At 51.1% G+C, this 22,301-nt stretch carries 20 protein-coding genes and 1 pseudogene; 6 read left to right on the top strand and 15 right to left on the bottom strand.

Annotation, left to right across the window (positions count from 1 at the left end; translation table 11 throughout):
* Window positions 1-35 precede the first annotated feature (35 nt).
* Complete coding sequence (locus O3C79_RS07840; RefSeq protein WP_494385478.1) at window positions 36-764, bottom strand: efflux RND transporter periplasmic adaptor subunit; 729 nt, start codon at window positions 762-764, stop codon at window positions 36-38.
* Window positions 764-2,353 carry a TolC family protein gene (locus O3C79_RS07835; RefSeq protein ID WP_494385477.1) on the bottom strand — a complete coding sequence of 530 codons (1,590 nt, stop codon included), beginning with the start codon at window positions 2,351-2,353 and terminating at the stop codon, window positions 764-766. Before O3C79_RS07835 ends, O3C79_RS07840 begins: the two co-directional genes overlap by 1 nt.
* Before the next feature lie 354 nt (window positions 2,354-2,707).
* Here O3C79_RS07835 and gcvP point away from each other — a divergent pair, with 354 nt between their 5' ends.
* Window positions 2,708-5,683 carry an aminomethyl-transferring glycine dehydrogenase gene (gene gcvP / locus O3C79_RS07830; RefSeq protein WP_494385476.1) on the top strand — a complete coding sequence of 992 codons (2,976 nt, stop codon included), beginning with the start codon at window positions 2,708-2,710 and terminating at the stop codon, window positions 5,681-5,683.
* Between the two features lie 389 nt (window positions 5,684-6,072).
* On the opposite strand, the gene O3C79_RS07825 is transcribed toward gcvP, so the two are convergent.
* Window positions 6,073-7,101, bottom strand: a complete 1,029-nt coding sequence (locus O3C79_RS07825) for an SPOR domain-containing protein (protein WP_494385475.1) — start codon at window positions 7,099-7,101, stop codon at window positions 6,073-6,075.
* A 408-nt stretch (window positions 7,102-7,509) separates the two neighbouring features.
* A complete protein-coding gene (locus O3C79_RS07820; protein ID WP_494385474.1) occupies window positions 7,510-8,277 on the bottom strand; it encodes an ElyC/SanA/YdcF family protein in 768 nt (255 codons plus the stop codon).
* A gap of 264 nt (window positions 8,278-8,541) precedes the next feature.
* Between O3C79_RS07820 and rfaH the strand changes: the two genes are divergently transcribed.
* Window positions 8,542-9,033, top strand: a complete 492-nt coding sequence (rfaH, locus tag O3C79_RS07815; protein WP_494385473.1) for a transcription/translation regulatory transformer protein RfaH — start codon at window positions 8,542-8,544, stop codon at window positions 9,031-9,033.
* 18 nt (window positions 9,034-9,051) lie between these two features.
* Entirely contained in the window at window positions 9,052-10,389 is a 1,338-nt protein-coding gene (locus O3C79_RS07810; protein WP_494385472.1) for a magnesium transporter, read from the top strand.
* Between the two features lie 42 nt (window positions 10,390-10,431).
* Here the strand turns inward: O3C79_RS07810 and O3C79_RS07805 are convergent, their stop codons facing one another.
* A complete protein-coding gene (locus O3C79_RS07805) occupies window positions 10,432-10,989 on the bottom strand; it encodes a DUF1285 domain-containing protein (protein WP_494385471.1) in 558 nt (185 codons plus the stop codon).
* Between the two features lie 135 nt (window positions 10,990-11,124).
* On the opposite strand from O3C79_RS07805, the gene O3C79_RS07800 reads away from it, so the two are divergent.
* Window positions 11,125-12,090 (top strand): methylenetetrahydrofolate reductase, encoded by a 966-nt coding sequence (locus O3C79_RS07800; protein ID WP_494385470.1) that lies wholly within the window; start codon window positions 11,125-11,127, stop codon window positions 12,088-12,090.
* 34 nt (window positions 12,091-12,124) lie between these two features.
* Here O3C79_RS07800 and O3C79_RS07795 read toward each other — a convergent pair whose 3' ends face one another.
* The 8 genes from O3C79_RS07795 to O3C79_RS07760 all read right to left on the bottom strand — a co-directional run bounded on the left by O3C79_RS07795 (window position 12,125) and on the right by O3C79_RS07760 (window position 18,355).
* Window positions 12,125-12,844 (bottom strand): retropepsin-like aspartic protease, encoded by a 720-nt coding sequence (locus O3C79_RS07795; protein WP_494385469.1) that lies wholly within the window; start codon window positions 12,842-12,844, stop codon window positions 12,125-12,127.
* 23 nt (window positions 12,845-12,867) lie between these two features.
* Window positions 12,868-13,242 carry a translation initiation factor Sui1 gene (locus O3C79_RS07790; RefSeq protein WP_494385468.1) on the bottom strand — a complete coding sequence of 125 codons (375 nt, stop codon included), beginning with the start codon at window positions 13,240-13,242 and terminating at the stop codon, window positions 12,868-12,870.
* 88 nt (window positions 13,243-13,330) lie between these two features.
* On the bottom strand, window positions 13,331-14,647 hold the full coding sequence (locus O3C79_RS07785; protein WP_494385467.1) for a deoxyguanosinetriphosphate triphosphohydrolase: 1,317 nt from the start codon (window positions 14,645-14,647) through the stop codon (window positions 13,331-13,333).
* A gap of 56 nt (window positions 14,648-14,703) precedes the next feature.
* Window positions 14,704-16,251 (bottom strand): pilus assembly PilX family protein, encoded by a 1,548-nt coding sequence (locus O3C79_RS07780; RefSeq protein WP_494385466.1) that lies wholly within the window; start codon window positions 16,249-16,251, stop codon window positions 14,704-14,706.
* Window positions 16,252-16,285: 34 nt separating this feature from the next.
* The gene (locus tag O3C79_RS07775) at window positions 16,286-16,681 is read right to left on the bottom strand and encodes a type IV pilin protein (RefSeq protein WP_494385465.1); all 396 of its coding nucleotides are present in this window, start codon (window positions 16,679-16,681) and stop codon (window positions 16,286-16,288) included.
* Window positions 16,682-16,738: 57 nt separating this feature from the next.
* Window positions 16,739-17,383, bottom strand: coding sequence for a PilW family protein (locus O3C79_RS07770; RefSeq protein WP_494385464.1), 645 nt, complete (start codon window positions 17,381-17,383; stop codon window positions 16,739-16,741).
* Between the two features lie 2 nt (window positions 17,384-17,385).
* Window positions 17,386-17,844, bottom strand: coding sequence for a type IV pilus modification protein PilV (gene pilV, locus O3C79_RS07765; RefSeq protein WP_494385463.1), 459 nt, complete (start codon window positions 17,842-17,844; stop codon window positions 17,386-17,388).
* A gap of 40 nt (window positions 17,845-17,884) precedes the next feature.
* On the bottom strand, window positions 17,885-18,355 hold the full coding sequence (locus tag O3C79_RS07760) for a GspH/FimT family pseudopilin (protein ID WP_494385462.1): 471 nt from the start codon (window positions 18,353-18,355) through the stop codon (window positions 17,885-17,887).
* A 382-nt stretch (window positions 18,356-18,737) separates the two neighbouring features.
* Between O3C79_RS07760 and O3C79_RS07755 the strand changes: the two genes are divergently transcribed.
* Both O3C79_RS07755 and O3C79_RS07750 read left to right on the top strand, forming a co-directional pair.
* Window positions 18,738-20,099, top strand: coding sequence for a pilus assembly PilX family protein (locus tag O3C79_RS07755; RefSeq protein WP_494385461.1), 1,362 nt, complete (start codon window positions 18,738-18,740; stop codon window positions 20,097-20,099).
* 794 nt (window positions 20,100-20,893) lie between these two features.
* On the top strand, window positions 20,894-21,154 hold the full coding sequence (locus O3C79_RS07750; RefSeq protein ID WP_494385460.1) for an integrase core domain-containing protein: 261 nt from the start codon (window positions 20,894-20,896) through the stop codon (window positions 21,152-21,154).
* A 215-nt stretch (window positions 21,155-21,369) separates the two neighbouring features.
* Here the strand turns inward: O3C79_RS07750 and O3C79_RS07745 are convergent, their stop codons facing one another.
* On the bottom strand, window positions 21,370-21,741 hold the full coding sequence (locus O3C79_RS07745) for a prepilin-type N-terminal cleavage/methylation domain-containing protein (protein ID WP_494385459.1): 372 nt from the start codon (window positions 21,739-21,741) through the stop codon (window positions 21,370-21,372).
* Window positions 21,742-22,109: 368 nt separating this feature from the next.
* Window positions 22,110-22,208: pseudogene (locus O3C79_RS07740) on the bottom strand (prepilin-type N-terminal cleavage/methylation domain-containing protein); the annotation flags it as partial.
* Window positions 22,209-22,301 lie beyond the last annotated feature (93 nt).

Below are 22,301 nucleotides of genomic sequence, written 5' to 3'. Positions count from 1 at the left end.
GGGCACCGTGGCAAATACCTGCTAACGGTGCGTATTTACTGGGCAATGGGCGCGTCGAAAACCGCTGTTGCGCTCATGCCTGGTATCAGTTGGGTATCCTGCGCCAGTGTGGCGCGCAACAGGACGGTCTGGCTGACCGCATCAATCGTCGGAATGATGGCGCTGACCTGAGCAGAAGTAGATTCCGCGCTATCATCCACCTGCAAACGAAGTGACTGACCAGCTTGCAGCCAGCTCAGCCAGGCAGCGGGGACAACAACCTCGGCTTCGAGCCGGCGGTCTGCCACTATTTCTATCAATTCCTGCTGCTGACGAATGTTTTCATGGGTGCTGACATGAACGCCGACAACACGTCCATCCCAGGGAGCCTTGATGGTGCAACGCTCGGTGTTCAACCGCGCAATACGGAGCTCAGCCAGTGACTGGGCATACTCGGATTGCGCCAGTGCTACATCCACTTCACCTATGGAGTTGTATGACTTCAGTTCACGGGCGTTATCGCGTTTGATCTTGGCTGCACGTACCTCGGCGGAGACCTTATCAGCCTGCGCCTGGTATAGAGCGCAATCCAGTTCGACCAGTAAGTCCCCTTTGGCGAAGGCCTCACCACTGCGTACTGGCATACGCGCCACCTTGGCTGCAATCTCACCAGACAGGACCGCGCGATCGAGCGCTTTGATCACGGCTCGGGCCTCATATTCAGCCTGAGCAGTGGCCGGCAGCAGCAATGCCGCCGCCAGCGTTGACACCATCAGGGCGCGCATCAGCTTACCTTGTCCTCGGTTTCGGTATCTGACTCAACTGCTGCTTCTGCCTGCTCGTCTTCTGGCTTGACTACCGGTTGCTGGCTAACCTGCTCCAGCTCACCGCTCTGCCACTGAGCGAAGCGCTCACCAATACGGCCGCTGAGTTGATCAAGTGCGACTTCGTTGTAGTCCTCAGGCAGCAGGTCCATACCCATGGTTACGTAAACTCGGCCATAGCTATTTTGCAGATCGGCATAGGCAACATCACGGCGCAACTCAGCGAGCACGGTATTGAGGGATTCACGGATCAAGTCCAGCTTAGAAGTGCGCTTTAAGCGTGCACCATTGCGAGTCTGCTCGCTGATGCGCTCGGCAACATTGAGGTACTCACCCGCTAAATCAAAGCTCTTTAACGCCTGTTCGTAACGGATACGGGACAGATGAACCTGTGTCAGCACCGCCATGGACGCAGCCAGACGCTGCTCTTCGGCCAGAGCTTCACGGGTTTTTGCCATACGACGCTCGGGGCCGATCTTGAATACATCAAACAGGTTCCAGCTGATCTGGGCACCCATGCTGGTCCAATCCTGGTTCAACAGGTAATCATTGCTGTCCTCATAGGAGCCAGCTGTAAGATTGATACCTGGCAGCAGCCCCAACATGGCAGCTTTGGTTTCGGAAGCTGAAATACGCTTTTGGTAGTGGGTCTCAACCAGCTCAGGACGCTGCTGAAGTGCCAGCTCTTCCATTTGCTCCAGCTCTACTGACAGCTTTGGCACAGTGAAGTCGGGGTTAGTCACATCCGCCAAACTAAAAGCAGTGCCCGGCTTCAGTCCCATCAGTGCAGCCAACTCTGTCTTGGCCCCCATCAAATCTTGGCGCAGTGACTGAAGTGCACGCAGAATATCCAGTAGCTCTCGCTGGTAATAAAGAGCTTCTAGCGGCGCCTGCAAGCGCTTGCTTTCCACTTGGCGAGAGTCTTTCAGCGCATCGCTGGCCTGGCTGATAAGCGGATTGATTTTGGTCAGCAAACGCTGGGCGGATACTGCACGCCAGTAGGCTGCACGCACATCTTGAGTAATGTTATGGACAACCTTGCGCTCGCGCTCCTTGCTGATGAGGTAGCGGTCGGCGTGTTGCTTTGCACGCACATAAGACAGCCCGAAGTCGAGAATATTCCACGTAAAGGCGACGTCCTGGCTATCTCGCTCTTTATCCTGAGATACCGAGTAAGATGGATTTGGCCCCAGTGCGTCTGGCTCGCCATCGGTGAAGTTGACACTGGCGGAGGCTGCATATTCACTGCGTTTGGAATAGCCAGCAGACGCGGTCAGCTCCGGTAACATTTCATGCTGCACAAGATCGATTTGGCCTTGCGCTAAAGCAGCCTCCAAAGCTTTGAGCTTTTTATCACGGTTATTCAACACCGCCCGGGCGATCGCTTCGTCCAGCGAAATCGCTTCGGCCACCGCAACATCCTGGGACAGCAGCTGAATATCGGATTGAACTGTAGTGGCAATGTTTGCAGTATCAATCGTCTCAGGAGTAATAGAGCAACCAGTCATAACGACTGCTACAGCGGTAACCAGCAGAGATTTTTTGAACATTTCGACGCCTCTAGACAGAAAATTCAGTGCTAAATCTTTGTTTGGGCCTTTATAACAAATGTTTGAAGCCTAAAGCTGACATTTCCTGACATTAGAGGCGCGACACCCAAACACTTGTTTCAGGTCAAAAGTAGCGACGCCGCTACCCAGAGCGGCAATATTTCTGTTTTGCCTGTTAGCAAAGTTCCACTTATGCCCGGGCCTAATTCGGGGTTACTGTAAGTCAGCAACCTGCCCTCAATGTCGCGAATTTATTACAATGGTGGTGGCTCATATCGCAGTACCGCTCCAACCCGAACCCTATCCCTGCTAAAATAGCGCCCATTTGATGAACAACTTGGGATTCCAATCAAGATGAGTGAACAGAGCCTGTCGCCGCTGCATACCCTGGAACAGCAGGATGCCTTCATCAGCCGCCATATCGGCCCATCTGCTGAAGAAACCGCTGCCATGCTGGAAACACTGGGCGTTGATAGCCTGGATACGCTGATCAACGAAACGGTGCCCGGCAGCATCATGGTGGAACAGCCAATTCCCCTGCCCGGTCCGAAAACCGAGCATCAGGCTCTGACCGAACTCAAAACCATCGCCCAGCAGAACCAGATCAAGCGCTCTTTGATCGGCATGGGCTATGCCGATACGCTGGTGCCTAATGTTATCCTGCGTAATGTGCTGGAAAATCCGGGTTGGTATACCGCGTATACGCCTTATCAGCCGGAAGTGTCACAGGGTCGCCTGGAAGCGATCCTGAACTTCCAGCAGGCCATTTTGGACCTGACCGGTCTGGACCTGGCCAATGCCTCACTGCTGGACGAAGCAACGGCTTCGGCCGAAGCCATGACGCTGTGTAAGCGCATGAGCAAGGCCAAAAAGGCCAACGCCTTCCTGGTGGACGACCAGTTGCACCCGCAGACCATCAACGTGATCCAGACCCGCGCCGAACCACTGGGCTACGATGTCATCGTGGGTGATGTGGAAAGCCTGATCGACGAGCACGAAGCCTTTGGCGTGGTGGTCCAGTACCCTGGCACTCAGGGTAATATCCGTAACTTTGAGCCGCTGATCGAGAAAGCGCACGACAAGAAAGCACTGGTGTGCGCCGCTGCCGATCTGATGAGTCTGGTCCTGCTGAAATCACCGGGCGAGATGGGTGCCGATGTTGTCTTCGGTTCCGCCCAGCGCTTTGGTGTCCCCATGGGCTACGGCGGCCCGCATGCGGCTTTCTTTGCCACCCGTGATGCCTACAAGCGTTCTGTTCCGGGCCGCATCATCGGTGTATCCGTGGATACCCGTGGCAACCCGGCCCTGCGCATGGCCATGCAGACGCGCGAGCAGCATATCCGCCGTGAGAAAGCTACGTCCAACATCTGTACCGCACAGGTGCTGCTGGCCAACATGGCCTCCTTCTACACCGTGTATCATGGTCCCGAAGGCCTGAAAACCATCGCCAGCCGCATCCACCGCCTGACCGACCTGCTCGCTACCGGCCTGAAACAGAAAGGCATGGAGCTGGCTCACGACACCTGGTTCGACACAATTACCCTGAACGCTGCTGGCAACCGTGACACGTTGCTGCAGGCAGCACTGGACGCCGGCTTCAACCTGCGCAAGCTGGGCGATGACCAGATCGGCATTACCCTGGATGAGCGCAGTGACCGTGCTGAAATTGAAGCCCTGTGGACTGCCCTGTTGGGAGCTGGTCATGGCCTTGATATCGAGGCTCTGGATGCAGAGCTGATCGCCCGCGGAGCTGGCTCCCACAATACTGAGCAAGCTGCAGAAACATCTGAGGGCTCCTCTGTGGGAGCGCGCTCCACGCGTGAAAGCATCCCTGCTGACTTGAAGCGCACCTCAGCCTTCCTGACCCATCCGGTATTCAACGAATACCACAGCGAAACCGAGATGCTGCGCTACCTCAAGCGCCTGGAAAACAAGGACCTGTCGCTGGCCCACAGCATGATCGCACTGGGCTCCTGCACCATGAAACTCAACGCCACTGCCGAGATGATCCCGGTCACCTGGCCCGAGTTCGGCGCACTACATCCCTTCGCCCCGGTCAACCAGGCGCAGGGCTACAAGACCATGATCGACTCTCTGGAAGAAATGCTCAAAGCCATTACCGGTTTTGATGCCATCTGCATGCAGCCCAACTCCGGCGCCCAGGGTGAATATGCGGGTCTGCTGGCCATTCGCCACTACCACCAGTCGCAGAACCAGGGCCACCGCAACATCTGCCTGATCCCGACATCTGCACACGGCACCAACCCGGCCTCCGCCGCGTTGGCCGGCATGAAAGTGGTACTGGTCGGCTGTGATGATCAGGGCAACGTGGATATCGACGACCTGCGCAGCAAGGCCGAGCAGCATGCCGATGACCTCTCCTGCCTGATGATCACCTACCCGTCCACCCATGGCGTGTACGAAGAAGGCATCCGCGAAATCTGTGACATCGTTCACCAGCATGGTGGCCAGGTGTATATGGACGGCGCCAACCTGAACGCTCAGGTGGCAATCACCCGCCCTGCGGATATCGGCGCTGACGTATCGCACATGAACCTGCACAAGACCTTCTGCATCCCACACGGCGGTGGCGGCCCAGGCATGGGCCCGATCGGCATCAAGGCACACCTGGCGCCGTTCGTCGCCAACCACCCGGTAGTGGGCATCGATGGTCCTAATCCGGATAACGGTGCCGTTTCCGCAGCGCCCTGGGGCAGCGCCAGCATCCTGCCGATCAGCTGGGTGTATATTGCCCTGATGGGCGGCGAAGGCCTGCGCAAGGCGACCGAAGTGGCCATCCTGAACGCCAACTACCTGGCCAAGAAACTGGGTGCACACTACCCGGTGCTTTACTCAGGTCGTAATGGACGTGTGGCGCATGAGTGCATTATCGACATTCGCCCGCTGAAGGAAGCCTCCGGCATCACCGAGGAAGATGTGGCCAAGCGCCTGATGGACTTCGGCTTCCACGCCCCGACCATGTCCTTCCCGGTACCGGGCACACTGATGATCGAACCGACCGAGTCCGAATCCAAGGCCGAACTGGACCGCTTCATTGAAGCCATGGTTCGTATTCGTGAAGAGATCGCGCTGGTCGAGGCAGGTGAACTGGATGCGGACAATAACCCGCTGAAGAACGCACCGCACACCCAGGCCGATATCATCGATGCGGAGTGGGATCGCCCCTACAGCCGCGAACAGGCCGCCTTCCCCACCGCTTGGATGAAACAGTCCAAGCTGTGGCCGATGGTAAACCGTATCGACAATGTCTACGGCGACCGCAACCTGTACTGCAGCTGTGTACCCGTTGAGGCCTACGCAGAAGACTGATCAGTCTTCCGCAGGCTCGCTCTGCGGGGGCTTACCCTGCAGAGCTTAATTTAATGGCTTGCCTTGTGGGACTTGCTTTGTGGGAGCACTTTGTGGGACCGCGCTCCGCGCGGGAACGGTCTTTGCGTTTGCCCACAAATGTAAGCCCAAAGAAGTAGACAGATCTATTCGCCCACAGAGTGGGCTCCCACAAATAGCAATTTACTCGCAACTCTAATGCAGGGCTTAACGGTGCAGGAGCTCACTCTGTGAGCGAACAAGCGGAGATAAGCCATTCTCCCAAGGAGTGGGCTCTCACAAACTCAGATCCACTCGCTCACTGAATGAGCTCTCACAGCTTCAAACACACCCTGTGGGAGCGCACTCTGTGCGCGAATCGGCCTGATGAATTAGTACTTCACCACAAAGCAATCCTGCTTATGAGCCTGCAGGGATTCACACAGCACACTCGCATCACCACGAACACTGAAAGCCCCTACCCAAATCTTGTAACTGCCCTGCTCTGCCAGGTATTTCACCCGCGGTTCCCAGTTACCCAGCACGCTGCTTTGCTTCTGGGCTACTTTAGCCGCCAGTGACTCAGCTCCTTCTGCATCCTTCACAGAGGCCAACTGAACATAGAAGCCTTCAGGAAATACCTGATCAAGTTCACTCTCGACAGGGGGCTCAACGACAGCCGTTGAAGGAGTGGACGGTTCATCTTTGGCTGGCTCAGGTTCTAACTGTGCTTCAGCTTCAGCCTGCTCTTCAATTTCATCCTCTACAGCAGGAGCAGGCTCCTCTATCACAGTCCACGCAACCTGATCGTCTGATGATTTGGCAGCGACGGCAGTTTCAGCCACCTCTGTTTCCGTTTCCGTTTCCGTTGAGACAGCCTTAGTAGCTGAAACGGTCTGATCTTCAGCTTGAGAATCAGTTTCTTGTTGCTCAGAAGCGATGTCTGCGTCAGTAGGCTCTTCGGACTGAACACTGCTGGGGGCTGCTTCCAGCACCGACCCCAAGCCTGCAAGCAATACAGGCGCCCCCGCTGTTCCAAGCCCCGTTTCTGATTGCAGCTCATTCACACGCGCTATTAGCTTCGCGGTATCCACCTCAAACTGCTCCTGCATCTTTGGCCAAACCTGTTCGGCTCGCGGCTCGCCACTGGCCTTCGCCATATGCATCCAGGCCATGGCTTCCAACGGGTCAGCATCACCTCGTTTGAGATACAGAATTGCCAGCTGATACTGAGCGCGTGGATGCCCTTGCCTGGCAGCTTCCAGCCACCAGTAACGAGTTTTTTCCAGGTCCACTTCACCCGGCATGTAGTAGTGCAACCGCCCGAGCAACACCTGAGCCTCGGTATGCCCCTGCTCAGCGGCCTTCTGCAGCAACTCTTTTGCTTTGCCGAGATTTTGTTCGACGCCGATACCGTTCATCAGGGCCTCGCCCTTTTGAAAATCGGACTGGGCCTGCGCAGATACACTTCTGTCACTGCTTAAAGCACTGACAGCAGCCGGCGTAATGACGAGAGAAGAAAGCAATACTAGACTCAGGCAAGCAGCCTTCGAACGGACTGCTTTCAAGCGGATCATGGGTACAACCACTCCAAATATTCAGGGTTCAGTAAGGCTAACAGAACAGATGTAAGCTGGTGAATTAAAACTCCAAAAAACCAAGTCAATTTAAACGCTTAGCTTATATTATTTAATGGTTTTGGTGCACCTGAGCGACAGTGTCGCGTTAAAACAGTGGGCTATTTACAGGATCAAATTAAGCCCCGTCGTCTCACCCGACGCCTACCCTCATCGTATTAAGCGCTCAGTCACACCCCTCTCAATTCACAATTACTCCCAAGCAATAGCCAGCATCCCCATTGCTTCATAAAAAGCACGCTCGCTTTTACGCAGATGGCGTGCTGAAGGGATCCAATAATTTAAAGTATCCGTGTCATCACGCTGCGCAAGGTAATGAGTTGGCGCCGGTATTGGCTGAAGCCCTGCTGCACGAAAATACCTAACCGCTCTCGGCATATGCGAAGCTGAAGTGACCAGCACAAAGCGAGCCTGATCTCCTAGCACGCGCACTGCAGCCTGGGCTTCTTCACCAGTGTCGCGGGGTTGGGTCAAAGTATAGATATGCTGTTCAGGTACACCTAGTTCATGTGCCAAGGCTGCATAGCCAAGTGCCATTGATGGTATCTCTGGACGACGGTCAGTACCGCTAAGGATCAAGGGTACACCCTTAGCCTGATGCCACAGCCGCAGCCCTTCCGTGAGACGGTTGATAGCTGGCCCTGGTAACTGTCCAGTCAACGTCCAGGGTTGATTCGGTTGAAAACCGGCACCTAAAACCACAATAGCTTTGGGGCGTTGCTCATGAGGCCACGCATGAAGAGGTGCATAACGCGACTCAAACGGCTCAAGCAACCTGTCCGCCACAGGGGCCCAGCTCAATAGAGTCAAAAATATTACAGAGAACCCCATGAGCAAGCGACTGAACTGACGACGCTTCCACACCAATAGCCCAAATAGAAAAAAGCCCAGGGAAATGGGTAACGGCATCAACAGCTGAGCAGCCAATACCTTAACAAGGGTGTAGAAATCCAATGCCATTTTGATTATCGGCCTTAAGTTGCTTACAAAGTTTAGGTCATACCTCACAGAGTCAGCCGAGAGCTCTGTTCCATGCATGAGACTACCTGCCAACTGTAAAGATTGAGCAGTCTGAAAAGCATGACAAATCCGGTATATTTACGTGAAGCATGAGCTTAGACGGTGACAATGCCGTCACTCATTACTCAGAAACCGTTCATAAACGGTCATGTGTCCGCGCCAAAAGCGGACAATTTATGCAAGTCATCGTTACCAAGGAACCTTATGGGTGATTTTAAATGGTACCTGGTTCAATCCAAACCCGGCCAGGCTCAGCGAGCTGCACAAGAGCTCAGCAACCAGGGATATGAAATTTTTTGTCCCACTATACAAGTAGAAAAGATCAAAGGCGGAAAACGCCTTGAGCAAACAGAACCGCTGTTTCCAGGCTATGTGTTTATTGAGCTGTCCGAGTTAAGCAGTAATTGGCGACCAATTCGCTCCACCAGAGGCGTTGCACGGATTGTGAGCTTTGGTGACCAACCAGCTGTCGTTCCAGATGATGCGGTTGAGCTTTTGCGTGAAAATGCACGCAGACAGGCCATACAAATGTCCCTTAAATCCAAGGACCCTGTTACCCTTGCTGAAGGTCCTTTTAAAAATCTCGATGCAGTATTTCTCGAGTATGACGGCGAAAAGCGGGCCTTTCTACTCTTGGAACTTCTGGGAACATGGCAACGATTGTCCGTACCTCTAAGCCATATCAAACGTATCTGACACTTTCAGGGAGCCAATATGACCGACGAAATCAGTCAGCATATCGACCAGCTTATCCGTCAGGAAGATGCACCAGCTGATACATCCCCCCCTGAAACTTTCGATGACCTAGAACCTGATCAGATCGCCTTGCTGCTGGAGTCCTTGCCACTTGATGCTCGTCAGCACGCCTGGCTTCAGGTGCCACAAGAAGTTCAGGCAGATGTGCTCGTTGCCATGCGCTCCGAAGCGCGAGAGAGCCTTCTGCGATTGTTCGACAGCGAAGCACTGGACCAGCTAACAGCTGACCTGGACGCAGAAAACCTTATTGAGCTGGCCGAGTCCTTACCAGAAGAGGTCGTCGATATCGCACTGGCGCGCATGGATCAGCGCCAGCGTAATTACTATGAACAAACAGCGAGCTACGAAGAGAATCAGATAGGCCGGTATGTCGACCACGACCTTTTGATCTTGCCCAATAACAGCCGTGTACGTGATGCGCTGCGTTTGCTGAAACGTCAGGTCCCTGAGTACACAGAGCACCTGTGGCTGATTGATCGAGATGGTCGCCTGACGGGCGTTGTTGCGCTTGCAGCCCTGTTCAAGTCACGTGAGCAACAAATACTCGCCGAGCTTTGCTCTGATGAGTTTGACGTATTGGAAGCCACTCTAGAACTCAAGGAAGCTACAGAACGCTTTGAGCTGGCATCCGTTGCAGCCCTTCCGGTAGTTTCAGACGAAGGCATTCTGCTTGGCCGAATGACACAACGCCTGGCAATGGAAATACTTCATGAAACCTACGAGTCGCAGTTAATGGCAACCGCGGGTCTAGATGAAGAAGAAGACCTCTTTGCTCCTGTCATGCGAAGCTCCCGTCGCCGTGCCACCTGGTTGGGTATTAATCTGCTTACTGCGTTTCTGGCATCCTGGGCAATCGGCTTGTTTGAAGGCACGCTGCAAGAAGTCGTCGCGTTGGCCGTGTTGATGCCTGTCGTTGCCTCTATGGGCGGTATAGCTGGGAGCCAGACTCTTACATTGATCATTCGAGGTCTGGCCTTGGGGCAAATCACCACAGCCAACGTGATGCCACTGCTTAAGAAAGAGCTGAGCGTGGGTGGCCTGAACGGCGTGCTGTGGGCAGTGGTGATCGGTATCGTTGCTTCGATATGGTTTGACAGCGCCGCTATCGGCCTGGTAATCGGCATGGCGATTGTGATCAATATTGCTGCGGCGGCGCTCTCGGGCGTGCTGATTCCAGTACTATTGGAAAAGCTCAAGATAGACCCGGCCCTTTCAGGATCTGTCATCCTGACAACCGTTACCGACGTGGTGGGTTTCGTGGCCTTTTTAGGGCTGGGGACTTTGATTTTACTTTAGGGTCAAGCAGCTGCCGGAGAGCTACCTTTCAGCTCATAGCTGTTAAAGCTCTCCAAGGCTGAAGGTTTCACCGGCACTTGCAACTACCAGCTCAGTAGAGTGTTTGTGCTCAACCATGCGCGCAAGCTCCACCAGCTGGTAGAAAATATTTCGCCCAATTCGCCCTTCCATACCAAAGCGAATCATCAAATATGGCCTTGGCTCTTTTGTGACAGGATCTGTTTCCACCCTTATGGGATGCTCAGCATCAGCACAAACCCTGTCACCTGTAGAGGTGGTAAAAACCATTTCAGGACCTTTTTCGCCCACCTCATGCTCCACCTGAGTAACCTGAAAAGGCACATCTTCAACCTGAATACCCACCTTTTCGACTGGCGTTTTCAGGAAGTACTTATCGCCCTCTTTCCATAGTACGCGCGAGAACATCCTGACCATCGATTCACGACCGATGGGGGAACCTTCATAGTACCAGCGCCCATCGCGTGCAATTCGCATATCGATATCACCACAAAACTCTGGATTCCAACTCTCCAAAGGCGGAACCCCAGAGCCAGACCCAACCTCTTTCTCAATACTGGACGGATCAAAAGCGCCACTCATAACAACCTCTTATAAAAATTCACCCATACACATGAACAACCCTCAGCTACAGAGCAGAAAGTTTCATCATGCTGCCGCGCCAAATGAATATAATTCACATACATCAGATTACAAACCCAAGGACACGGAATCATCATGAGCGACTCCCTGCAACAAAAATTTGCCGACCCTCACCGCAGTGTTTGTTTTGTCGGAACGACTCCGCCAAAAGCCAGCACCGAGGACATGCAGATGCGGGAGATTGCCGACCGTTTGCTCGCTCGCCTGGATACACTGGAATACGACGGCCTGATCGTCTACGACATCCAGGATGAAAGTAGCCGCATCGATACCCCTCGTCCTTTCCCTTACATGGAAACACGAGACCCACGAGAATACTCAAAGCTGCTCGGTGAGCTGAGCCAGCGCCCGATCATCACGTATAAGAGTGTGGCACAGAAAGACAAAGCCGACTTTGACACCTGGCTGGAAGACGCCTGGAACGACTTCGGCTTACGCAACTTGGTACTGGTAGGCAGCCCTTCATCAGATGGTGAAATCAAACTCTCTTTGAACGAAGCCTATAGCGCGCTGGGAGAACATGAAAAGCCTTTCCACCTTGGTGGTGTAACCATTGCAGAGCGCCATGCTGTCAAAGGGAATGAGCACCAGCGGCTGTTGGCAAAGTCAGATAATGGCTGTGAGTTTTTCGTTTCACAGGCCGTCTACAATGCCCAGGCAACTATCGATTTGCTGACCTCCTACGCGCGCAGTTGCAAGGAGCAAGGACTAACGCCCAAACGTATCATCTTAACCTTCACTCCCTGCGGCAGTGCCAAGACACTTGAGTTTATGCAGTGGCTGGGTATTTCTGTCCCGGAAGCAACCCGCTATCGCATTCTCGATGCTGAAAAACCGCTGGCTGAATCAGTTCGCATCTGCCAAAACAACCTGGGTCAGATCCTGGATGCTTGTTTGCCCCTTGGTTTACCAATTGGGCTTAACATCGAGAGCCTGACCAATCGCAAGGCGGAAATTGATGCATCTATCCAACTTTATCAACTGCTCAAGGCTACGCTTGATTTACGTTTAGCCGAGCGAAAGCTGGACGCTTCCGAGTAAATGCAAGACCCCCAGTCACTGACTGGGGGTCTTCTTATTCAGCCTGGGCAATCAAGGCGTCTCGCTGCCGTTTAAGGTCTCTGTAGCGATCTGCATTCCAGATCACCACTTTTCGCTCCATGTCGATTTCATATTTTACTGACCCAAGTACATCCATCCCCAGTAGTCCGTCGTAGTCCATCGATTCAGTGGGGGATATGACAGCGAGTTGCATACCTTCCTTCGTAACAGGACCAAAGCTGAGGGCATCGGTGCTCATGATACCAAGCGGAAGGCGAGCACCGCCGACAACACGTGCCTGCCCACTCGGCTTGGGCGTAACACCCATTCGGCGCGCCACATTGCGATGTACAATTGTTCTCGACGCCCCGGTATCAACAATCAGGTTGGCTGTAACAGTTCGGGTGAGATAGCGAATTTCAACAGGGACGCGAACACTGTTACCAGTAACGTTTGCTTTCTGTTCGAGCTTGGCCATTTCCGCTTCAATACTGGCAATTTCGCCTTTGGCACCCTTTTGTGTCTCAAGATCGCCCAGGATTTTTTGCCGGCGCTCCCTTTCAGCAGCACTCAGTGTCTGGGATTCTTCCTTGCGGATTTTTACTTGCTCGCGATACTGAATCGGGATCTGACTTTGCCGGTCAACATAAATTTTGCGACCACGATCATCCGTATAATGGAAGATTTCTGCAGAAACAGCTGTAGTTGCCAGCAGCACTACCGCCCCCAAACAGCTTTTATGCCAACCTTTCATCCCTGCGCTCCTAATAAAAGTATTTATCCACCAGCCAATTTGACGGTATACCCCTGACCTTCAAGTGCTTTCTTCAGGATGTCGCGGTGATCTCCCTGTATCTCAATGATACCATCCTTCACGGAACCTCCCGTACCACACTGTTGCTTCAGCTTTTTAGCCAGCGCCTTCAAGTCCTTTTCCACAAGCGGTACACCTGCAACAGTGGTAACACCTTTCCCCTTACGGCAACTGGTTTCACGCCGAATGCGTACGACACCATCCAGTGATGCCACACGTTCAGCATCAGCGTGCTCTTCACATTTGCACGCATCAATGGGCTCACCACAGTCAGGACAAAGCCGTCCACTTTCTGTCGAATATACCAATCCACCGAGCTGATCACGTAGGCTTGCCATAATGAAACGCTTTATCCTCTGATATAAGTCAGCTTTAAATTCTGACTATCTTAACTCAGGATGCAAGCAGGGTATCCAACCCAGACACCTAGCTTCCGACTCCACCTATTTGTCTGGCCAAATAAGTCGCATAGTTGTCGGTCATTCCCGAAATGAAATCAAGCATACGACGATAGGCTTCATACAAGCTGGCATTTGCTGCAGGCGCATGGATACCCATTAAGCGCAGGACCTTTTCAGACCGGTAGCCGAGGTGCTTGCCTTGTGTTATGTACTGCTCGTACACAGCTTCACTGAATGCGTTCAGCAAAATACCCAAGGTCGTATAAGCACCTACTTCGAGCTCAGCTTTACGAGTATCTGGAAACACACGCTCTCTGGCAACTTGCTTAGCGTTCTGTATTCCATCTCGCACCATCACGTCACCATCAAGCAATAACTCGCCACTATACTCACCAGACATAATGCCGCTGTAGTGCGCATGAAAAGCCGACACAACAGAATTCACCATATTTTCCATCGCTTTACCACGCAACGCTGATATTTTGCGTCGGGCGGATGCTTCGGTGGCAAAGATGGCATCATTAAATTCCAGGTCACCACACATCTGAAGCAAGATGGGCTTCACATCCTCAAATCCCAATATGTGCAGTTCAATCGCATCCTCCAAATCCAGGATGGCATAGCAGATATCATCAGCGGCTTCCAACAAGTATGCCAAAGGGTGCCGACGCCAGGCGTTATTTTCGGCACGCGCCAAACCCAAATCTCTACCCAAGGCATTAAGAATATCGACTTCGGATAGAAAAGCACTGAACTTGCCTTTACCTCCCGAGTGCTCAACGCTCCACGGGTATTTAAGCAAGGCCCCCAAGGTCGGAAAGGTTAGACGTAAGCCTCCATCAAATAGATGGTTTTCAATACGTGTAACCACACGAAAGCCCTGAGCGTTACCCTCAAATGTAAGTAAGTCCTGGAACGCCAACGGGCTCAAATCCGCCATTCGGCGGTCATCTTCGTGACGGGCAAACCAGTCCCGTATCGCATACTCGCCGGCATGCCCGAACGGTGGATTCCCAATGTCGTGAGCCAAACACGCTGACTGCACAATCATGCCAATATCGTGAGGGGTAACCCAGGGCGGTAGCTCATCGGCAACCAATTCACCTATACGAATCCCCAAACTTCTGCCTAAGCTACCCACCTCCATTGAGTGAGTAAGCCGGGTATGAATATGGTCATTCAGGGAAAAAGGATGAACCTGAGTTTTACGCCCCAAACGGCGAAAGGCACTGGAGAAGATAATACGGTCATGGTCCTTATGGAAATGACTACGCCCGACTTCGTCGGGCGTAAGAGACTCATGACCGTAACGGTGAGTGGTGAGTAGCGTGGGCCAGAGCATCAAAGCATCACTCCGCTTTGTAAACCATATAAAACCAGTAATACGAAGTGATCTTTTTAGTTATCCACTTCTTCCAACCAGTTGAACACATGCAAATAACCAAAGGAGCCGTTATTACCCTCTCCTTCACCAGCACCGTTTGCGTCAGGGCATGTGTCTGGAGCCGGGAAATTAATATCATCTGGCACGACACCGGATAAGCTATTTGCAGCATCAATCAGATTCTGGCAGCCATAGTTGTAAAGCGCATTACCGCCACCACTGACGTCCCAGTTAATAGTCGGGTTGTCTGCATCGTAATCCCAACGCGGAACCCAGCTGTCATCGTTAGTATAGTCCCATTCATCATCAAGGGAATCATTCCAAGGCCCTGGGAAACCATCCCCATCACGGTCACTACTACTAAAATCGACATTGGATACGATCAAAGTGCCATCTAGTCCGTTAGCAGCACCACCACCACCTATGTCAACCTGACCACCAAGCACCATGATAATGCCGTCCCAATGAGGTGTGCCTCCAAAATCAGCATATCCGGTCACCACCAATATACCCGCACCTGATAACCCACCTGTAATGTTAAGGTTGCCATGTACAATGGTGGTTTTCATTGACCCCGGATCTCCTGGATCACCTAAATCTGCAGGCAGGTCCTGCTTATTTACAACCATATCCTTGTTCGGGTTGTTATCCGGCTCACCATAAATTTTCCTGTTAGCGGCAGTTTGAGTATCGAGTGCAGCAAAAAACCTCTCCAGGCCTTGAGGACTGGTAAAATCAGGTGCCGGGTTATTAGCAATTACACCACCACTCAGCTGCCCTGTGCCATCGTCCGCTGCACGAATCTGGTCTACGCAATGTTGTGTATTAGCTGAAATGGCAGGACCGCCGCGCCCATCATACAAATATGAATTCGAAGGCCCCAAGTCAAAGCTGCAATCTGGGTCGTCAGGATTATCATTTACAAAAACTGCCGGCCATGATGCCTCACCGCCAGCGCCATACCCAATATTAAAATGAATACGCCTAAAAGAATTTGACTGAGTTCCCTCACTAACCAGGCTCATTGTTTCAACAGCACCGGGAGACTCATCGTTTTTTGGAGTACACTCCCCGCCATAACGTACCGAAAAAGATCCCCCATTAGAGAAAGCTGTATCTGCGATGAAGATAGTGTCATCAGTGTTAACCACATTCCCATCTGGGGTTATAAGTGCATAGTCTGGATTAACGGGGTCCGGAGTAATAAGTTCGCATTTATAATAAAACCACTCTGGTGGATTGATTGCTGGGTCATCTTCCGTACTTTCATTGTTTGGATCACAAAGGTACTTGTCGCCGCCATTACCATTGGGGTCAGTATATTCAGTGCAAAGTCGCTCCATCCCAGACTTCGTCCCAGCCTCAGCTGCCATAAATGCATCGCTGGAGCGCTTTGTGTTACCCGACAGTTTTTCATCCTGAGTCGTACTATTCATTAGAGACACACCGATAACGGTCAGCACGAGCAGAAAAATCATACCAACAACCAGTACGATTCCACGCTGCCTATACCCTGCTCTAACTTGCAAGACTTTGTATTTTCGCTTGTTTGTAGTCATCATCCACCTTCCCACATCATCCCTGATGTTAGCTGCCTTACCAGCAGGTAGCATTATTGTTCGAGCCACGCGTGCCGTCAGACTGCAAGCTCAGATTTCCGCACTCAGTATCACCGAAAAGCTGTGTAGCCGTTATAGTGTAGTTGCTTGCATCATTTACGAGACCAATGTTATAAAGCCCGCCATCGGTTGCACCTGTTGCAAAATCACATCCAGCATCATTGTAGCTATTAGTGCGGGTAAAACAGCGCTCCAACTGCTGGGACACTGTCGCTATAGCAGCTCGACCCTCTGCACGCTTGCCTCTCATTACATAGTCTTGATAAGCAGGCAAAGCGATAGACGCCAGAATTCCAACTATTACAACTACTATCATCACTTCGATCAAAGTAAAACCTGACTGGCGCCTAGCTAGAAAATTTTTCTTAGTCATGATTTATCCTTTATGAAACTCGCTGCTAGTATCAGTGTTAAAAATTAGAGGTCATGGTCAGGGCTCAATCAGTCGTGACACTTGGTTACGCAAAGTTGCTGTAGAACTAATTGCCTTGTCCTCTATGCCTTCCCCTAACCAGGGCGCTCCATCAGTAAAAGTCACTGATGTACGCACAGCCGTCACACTATCCCAGCCACATCCACCAGCAGGCGGGGTCCTATACGAATAGTCCGCATCACTCACAAAGCATGCAAACTCAAATGCCAAGCTACTTACATCACCCACAAGCGGCTCATATGCAGCCGGTAGCCGTCGATACTCTACTTGGCTACCCTCATGCTTATAGCGGGTTTCAACCATATTATTATTAACATCCAAGTATCGGATTATCAGCTCACCATTGACTAACTCTATAGGGTTTGGATTGGCAGCAGGCCAATCATCACCGTCGTAACCGCGCCCTCCCATACGAATATCTCTGGCCATGAAACTAAACAGGAAGCGCGCATTGTCAGTAATTGTCGAGATACTCTGTCGAGTTGCACTAGCTTCCTTACTGGCAAGCATGGTTTGCAAAATCCCCCCCAACAGAACCAAACCGATAACCATGCCGATCATCAGTTCAATCAAGGAAACACCCTGTTGGCGCCATGGAACGTCATCATGAATACTTGTGGGCTTTGGCTTTGTGCTATCCATGCTTACTTCCTCACCAAATAATCAAAAGTAACAGACTCCATTTTCTGATCACCTTCTGTATTATCCACACCACGCTCATTCCACCTCAGGCGAATCTGGTAATCATCATCAACCTCAGTCACGCTAGCAGTTGTTAAAGAACCGCCGAACAATATCGCCGTATTATTACACCACTCCTGGAGGTCATTAGCTGCCATAGATGCACCGCCAGCAGCAGGACAAGCAGCGAGAGCGTAATCACCATCCAAAGTAGCATTTGGATTTGCTCTCATCCGCTCTTCCAAATCATTCGCCTGAATCGTCGCCAGTGTGCGAAAGTATGCACTATGGCTCATGCTCATCATCTGGGTGTACATTCGTGCTAGGCCCAGCAAGGCGACGGAAAAAATGATCAGGGCTATCATTGCCTCAAGTAGCGTAAACCCTTTGCAGCGAGGCCTTTCAGTTTCTACAAAACTCATTCTTAAGATCCCTCCTGTTAGCTCAGGCTCTCATCCATGATTAGTCACCACCACATGCATCCACAACTGTAAAGCCACCACTACGATAAAGCCTACGCAGCTCCGATCGAGAGCCGTCAGTGATAGTGAAGCACCCAGCTCCAGCTGTAGCCTCGCCTCTTCCATTAAATACAACACCCAGAGGGCAGCCAGCACACTGGATACCATCTTCCAATCCTTCGAAAAGCCTTAGCCGATTCCCGTCACTATCCTGAACCTCCCAACCATTCGAATAGTCGCCACCATCGATAATAGATATAGGCTCGTTTCGTTGAATCGACTCACTGCGGGCAAATCGAAGCGCCGTTACCAGCTCTTCAGTCGAGGATTCCAGGCGAGAGCGCTCTATCATGGCAACAAAGGATGGCAGGGCGATACCAACAAGAATTGCCATAATAGCAACTGCTATCATTACCTCCGTTAAGGTAAAGCCACCAATATAGCTGCGCTGTGACCTTGTCAGTACAGGCATCCTTGCAAGCCTCCGTTAGTGTTCGGGTTTGATTCAAGTCTACACCATATACACGCTTTGGCCATCGGCTCACCTACCCGGGAACACATCAATTCTTGAGCCACGTCATGTGCTGCCTATTACATGAAGTTGCGCACAGGCATTTTTTCAACAACAATAGGCCTGTTAAGGATGTATTCATTTTTTTGCTAAGCATTCTGTTTAGCCGATATGTAGGCAGTTGCATCCAGCAGCCAGCAGCTACTCAAAGCCATTCAGCATCTGAACAAGATATGGCTTCGCAAGCTGTAATGCTAAGGATTTGATATTTCAGAACGGCAAGGACAGCCGCAGAGACATGTGACGTCCTGTCTCATGACCAAGGCACAAATGGAGCAAATACATGAACCCCTTCCCCACTCGGCCACACAAGCAACAAGGTGCTGTACTATTGGTAGGCATGATTATGCTGGTGATTCTAATGCTGGGCGCCACCAGCTTGATGACTGGTAGCATCATGGATGAGCGAATGGCCGGCAATAATAAAGCAAGTGCTGAAGCTTTTTTTGCTGCAGAGGCGGGTTATCGAGGTGTAGTGAATCACCTCTTGGCCTCTGATGAGGGCGGTGACAAAGACATCGCAAACGACCGCTGGGATGCAATTGACTCGGAAATATCCAAGTACAACACCCCTAATGGGTGGGAACAGGCTAATATCAATGCAAAAGTCAACGGCTTCAACGGCAAGCCCTTTGGTGCAAACCAATCATCGGAAGTCTCAGTCAGCTTCGCCCCCGTTTTTGATGATGACGGTAATCGCATCGAAAACAAGATTCAATTTTTCAGCGAAGGCACTACCGGTCTTGCATCGCGCACCATTGGGTTTGAGCTTGAAGGCGGAGGTGGTAGCGAACTCCCCCCTGCGCCAGCTGCAATCAGCTGTTTTGGTGCCGGGTGTAATATAAACCCGGGCAATGCCAAAAATGCAGCCATAAGCGGACGAGACCACCCAACCCCTGAAGATAATTGCGGTGGCAAAGGCGGTAGCAATTGCTGGGAAGACCCTTATATAAACGGCAAGAGTATACCTGCTGTTTTCCTTTCTGATCGTGACAACAGCCAGTTGCTCGGCGCACCCGGCAAAAAGAAAAATGCATATCATGGCCAGGATAAAACCAAAGCCGAATACGAGGACGCAGAATTTCAGACACCAGCGGAAGGGAATGACAAATTCGCTGATAGCGTCTGGACCCCCTCTGATTATCCTGATGATGAAGTTGGTAAATCCACCGCTCCTACCTATGATCAATATTTTGGCCAAGACTCTTTACTAAGCCCCATTTATGAAAGCGCAAGGCAAAACCCTACCCCTGATGGCCTTTTTGTACTGGATACTGCTACCGATTCATCTATGCCAATTGCCGACAAGAGCGAGAGCGGCGTAATGATCATTGACGGGAACCGAGCCAACTCTATAGGCACACCCAGTGGTACAGGATTCTTCGCCGGGCTAATCATTGTTAAAAACTGTAATCAGATAAGCTTCAGCGGCAACTTCACAATCTACGGAGCGATCATCGTGGATGCCACTGATGGCAACGGAAACTCGTGCGATGACGTGTTAGGCGAGCCCTATTTCCCCTTCGATGGCGGCGGCACCGTCGATGTTAAGTACAGCCTGGAAGCACTGGAAAATGCCGGCAGCGGTACTGGAACAGGCTTCAATGGAAGGGTGACCGATTGGTATGAGATCATAGAGGGCTAAAGCTATCAGATACTACCTTTCCATCAACCACGACTGTGCGACACACAAGTGTTTCACAGTCATGGTTGAAATAACCCAATGATGATCTACTCCTCACTTTCTAACCCAGCAACCTATTGGTAATGTTGATCACAGAAAAGGAAGGTGAACATAAAGAAGCAATCCACTGAAAAACAGATCATTCCGATCCTGAGAGAGTCGGAAGCAGTCCTGCCAGTCAAAGAACTGTACCGGAAACAAAGCATCTCTGATGCCACGTTTTTTATATGTAGCGTAAAAGAACGGTGGCTTGGAAGCCTCAGAGGCCAGACAACTGAAAGCGCTAGAAGATGAGAATACCAGACTGAAGAAGCTTCGGACTGAGTAGACACCTAATACCAAGACTTTGAAAGCGAGGCTGAGACGTTAGTATCTACCGTCAGAAACAAACGCGAAGCCCTGCGCACGACGAGATACCTGTAACAGAAATATCGTAACTCAGGACATTTTCTCTCATAAGGAAGGCACCGAAGTTAACCATAAGAAAGCCTATCGGCTAGACTAGTAGTCAAGTTAGCCGTTCACCAGCATAAGCTCCACAAAAGGCGTCATACTATATTACCAGCCTGATGAATGGACCTTATCATGGACTCGCTCCCGAGTAGCCGGCACATCAAGCGTCTGACGATAGTGAATGAATTCACTACAGCACACTTGGACGCAGGCCTACCAACCTACTCGATAGTTATAGCGGCTCTCAGAGCCCACCCTAACGCTGCCAGAACGAATCAAGGGTTGTAACCCAGTGGTCCTTAGTGAATATAGCGAAACCAAAGCGGATACAGCTCAGCAAACCGATGCAAAGCAGGCACATCAAGAGTTTTAATAGTAAATTCAAGGGTAAAAGCTTGAATAAGACTTGGCTCGGCGATCTAGCGCATGCCCGACAGGTAATCCAATCAAAGCTTGGCGAGTCCATTATAATTAACGACGACCGCACTCACCATTGGATTATCAGACAAGAATATTGTTTGCATCAGTGTTCCGAAACAAGAAACAGGGTCGAAAGCAAATAAAGTTGCTAGGAACCAGATGGATTAAATAGCAAGGCCACGTCAGCGCTATCGTAACAACAACCTAAGTACTTTTTGCAGAATCTCTTAGCTAGCACGCTTAAGGGAAAGTCTACTTCTGAGACCTATCTTTTTCAGGGAAGAAGCTTGTCTAAATGAGGGAAAAATTAATTTGGCATGATATTTCTATTAGAAATTCCTGTCCTTACCCTAGCGCCTCAGGGTGATACTTTGGGAACACTATTATCGAGATCACATGCAGTGTCTGCATTAAGATTACATAACGAGCCTGTATCACCAGGGCCTTTAGGAAAGCCTTGCAACTGTGTACTTACTGTTAAGTTAGCAATTTTTGATGCATCAGTAATCCACTCACATGAAGCCGAAGGCGGCTCAGGGATTGATGGTGCTCCTTGAGTCACTGCAACAAGCACACTCATAGTGTAACCTTTGACTTCACCCGTACATGCACTGTTAGCGGCTTTTCTTGTATGGTCTAAATAAGCTGGAAATGCAATGGCAGCAAGTATACCAATAATTGCAATAACAACCATAAGTTCAATCAGGGTAAATCCGCTTTGCTTGCCCATAAGCTTCGTTCTCTGCTTAAAATATAATACCAACTCCAACTACTTACTTTTGCGCCCTACCAAAAAGCCCCGCACAAGCGGGGCTCTATATACTTCAATCTAACCCCTACACTACTAATTTCTGATTAAGGCAGTGAACAAGTAGCTGTACCTGCGCAGGTGATCACTGTACCTGTACGGGCTGCTGTGAAAGTCATAGAATCACCTTCGACAATTGCAGTCCCGTCTACAGGCGTACCAGCAGTAATCGCCGAGCACGCAGAAAGATTAGCTGCAGTATATGTAATCGGGTTCTGCGAGCTTTCCACAATCCAGTTGTTTACTATTGATTTAGCTTCGCCAAGACAAGCATTGTCAGCTGCATCATCTACATAGTTCTGATAAGCCGGCAGCGCAATGGCTGCCAGGATACCGATGATCGCCACAACGATCATCAATTCGATCAGGGTAAAACCCTTCTGATTCATCTGTTTTTTCATGGTAGTACTCTCCAGCGAGTTTTGGGAAATCCATTAATACAGGTTGACTCACATCCTGTGGCCACCTGACATACGCATAGT

The organism is Marinobacterium sp. NO-S09, assembly GCF_059179545.1.
This window is presented reverse-complemented; position numbering and strand designations above follow the sequence as displayed.

What these genes read in the sequence shown, in the direction of transcription:
- O3C79_RS07760 (WP_494385462.1), bottom strand. Translation starts at nt 18,355, where the DNA reads ATGCCTGTACTGACAAGGTCACAGCGCAGCTATATTGGTGGCTTTACC.
- O3C79_RS07810 (WP_494385472.1), top strand. Translation starts at nt 9,052, where the DNA reads ATGACCGACGAAATCAGTCAGCATATCGACCAGCTTATCCGTCAGGAA.
- O3C79_RS07745 (WP_494385459.1), bottom strand. Translation starts at nt 21,741, where the DNA reads ATGGGCAAGCAAAGCGGATTTACCCTGATTGAACTTATGGTTGTTATT.
- O3C79_RS07825 (WP_494385475.1), bottom strand. Translation starts at nt 7,101, where the DNA reads ATGAACGGTATCGGCGTCGAACAAAATCTCGGCAAAGCAAAAGAGTTG.
- O3C79_RS07840 (WP_494385478.1), bottom strand. Translation starts at nt 764, where the DNA reads ATGCGCGCCCTGATGGTGTCAACGCTGGCGGCGGCATTGCTGCTGCCG.
- O3C79_RS07785 (WP_494385467.1), bottom strand. Translation starts at nt 14,647, where the DNA reads ATGCTCTGGCCCACGCTACTCACCACTCACCGTTACGGTCATGAGTCT.
- O3C79_RS07835 (WP_494385477.1), bottom strand. Translation starts at nt 2,353, where the DNA reads ATGTTCAAAAAATCTCTGCTGGTTACCGCTGTAGCAGTCGTTATGACT.
- gcvP (WP_494385476.1), top strand. Translation starts at nt 2,708, where the DNA reads ATGAGTGAACAGAGCCTGTCGCCGCTGCATACCCTGGAACAGCAGGAT.
- O3C79_RS07755 (WP_494385461.1), top strand. Translation starts at nt 18,738, where the DNA reads ATGAACCCCTTCCCCACTCGGCCACACAAGCAACAAGGTGCTGTACTA.
- O3C79_RS07790 (WP_494385468.1), bottom strand. Translation starts at nt 13,242, where the DNA reads ATGGCAAGCCTACGTGATCAGCTCGGTGGATTGGTATATTCGACAGAA.
- O3C79_RS07780 (WP_494385466.1), bottom strand. Translation starts at nt 16,251, where the DNA reads ATGATGACTACAAACAAGCGAAAATACAAAGTCTTGCAAGTTAGAGCA.
- O3C79_RS07800 (WP_494385470.1), top strand. Translation starts at nt 11,125, where the DNA reads ATGAGCGACTCCCTGCAACAAAAATTTGCCGACCCTCACCGCAGTGTT.
- O3C79_RS07820 (WP_494385474.1), bottom strand. Translation starts at nt 8,277, where the DNA reads ATGGCATTGGATTTCTACACCCTTGTTAAGGTATTGGCTGCTCAGCTG.
- pilV (WP_494385463.1), bottom strand. Translation starts at nt 17,844, where the DNA reads ATGAGTTTTGTAGAAACTGAAAGGCCTCGCTGCAAAGGGTTTACGCTA.
- O3C79_RS07775 (WP_494385465.1), bottom strand. Translation starts at nt 16,681, where the DNA reads ATGACTAAGAAAAATTTTCTAGCTAGGCGCCAGTCAGGTTTTACTTTG.
- O3C79_RS07770 (WP_494385464.1), bottom strand. Translation starts at nt 17,383, where the DNA reads ATGGATAGCACAAAGCCAAAGCCCACAAGTATTCATGATGACGTTCCA.
- O3C79_RS07805 (WP_494385471.1), bottom strand. Translation starts at nt 10,989, where the DNA reads ATGAGTGGCGCTTTTGATCCGTCCAGTATTGAGAAAGAGGTTGGGTCT.
- rfaH (WP_494385473.1), top strand. Translation starts at nt 8,542, where the DNA reads ATGGGTGATTTTAAATGGTACCTGGTTCAATCCAAACCCGGCCAGGCT.
- O3C79_RS07795 (WP_494385469.1), bottom strand. Translation starts at nt 12,844, where the DNA reads ATGAAAGGTTGGCATAAAAGCTGTTTGGGGGCGGTAGTGCTGCTGGCA.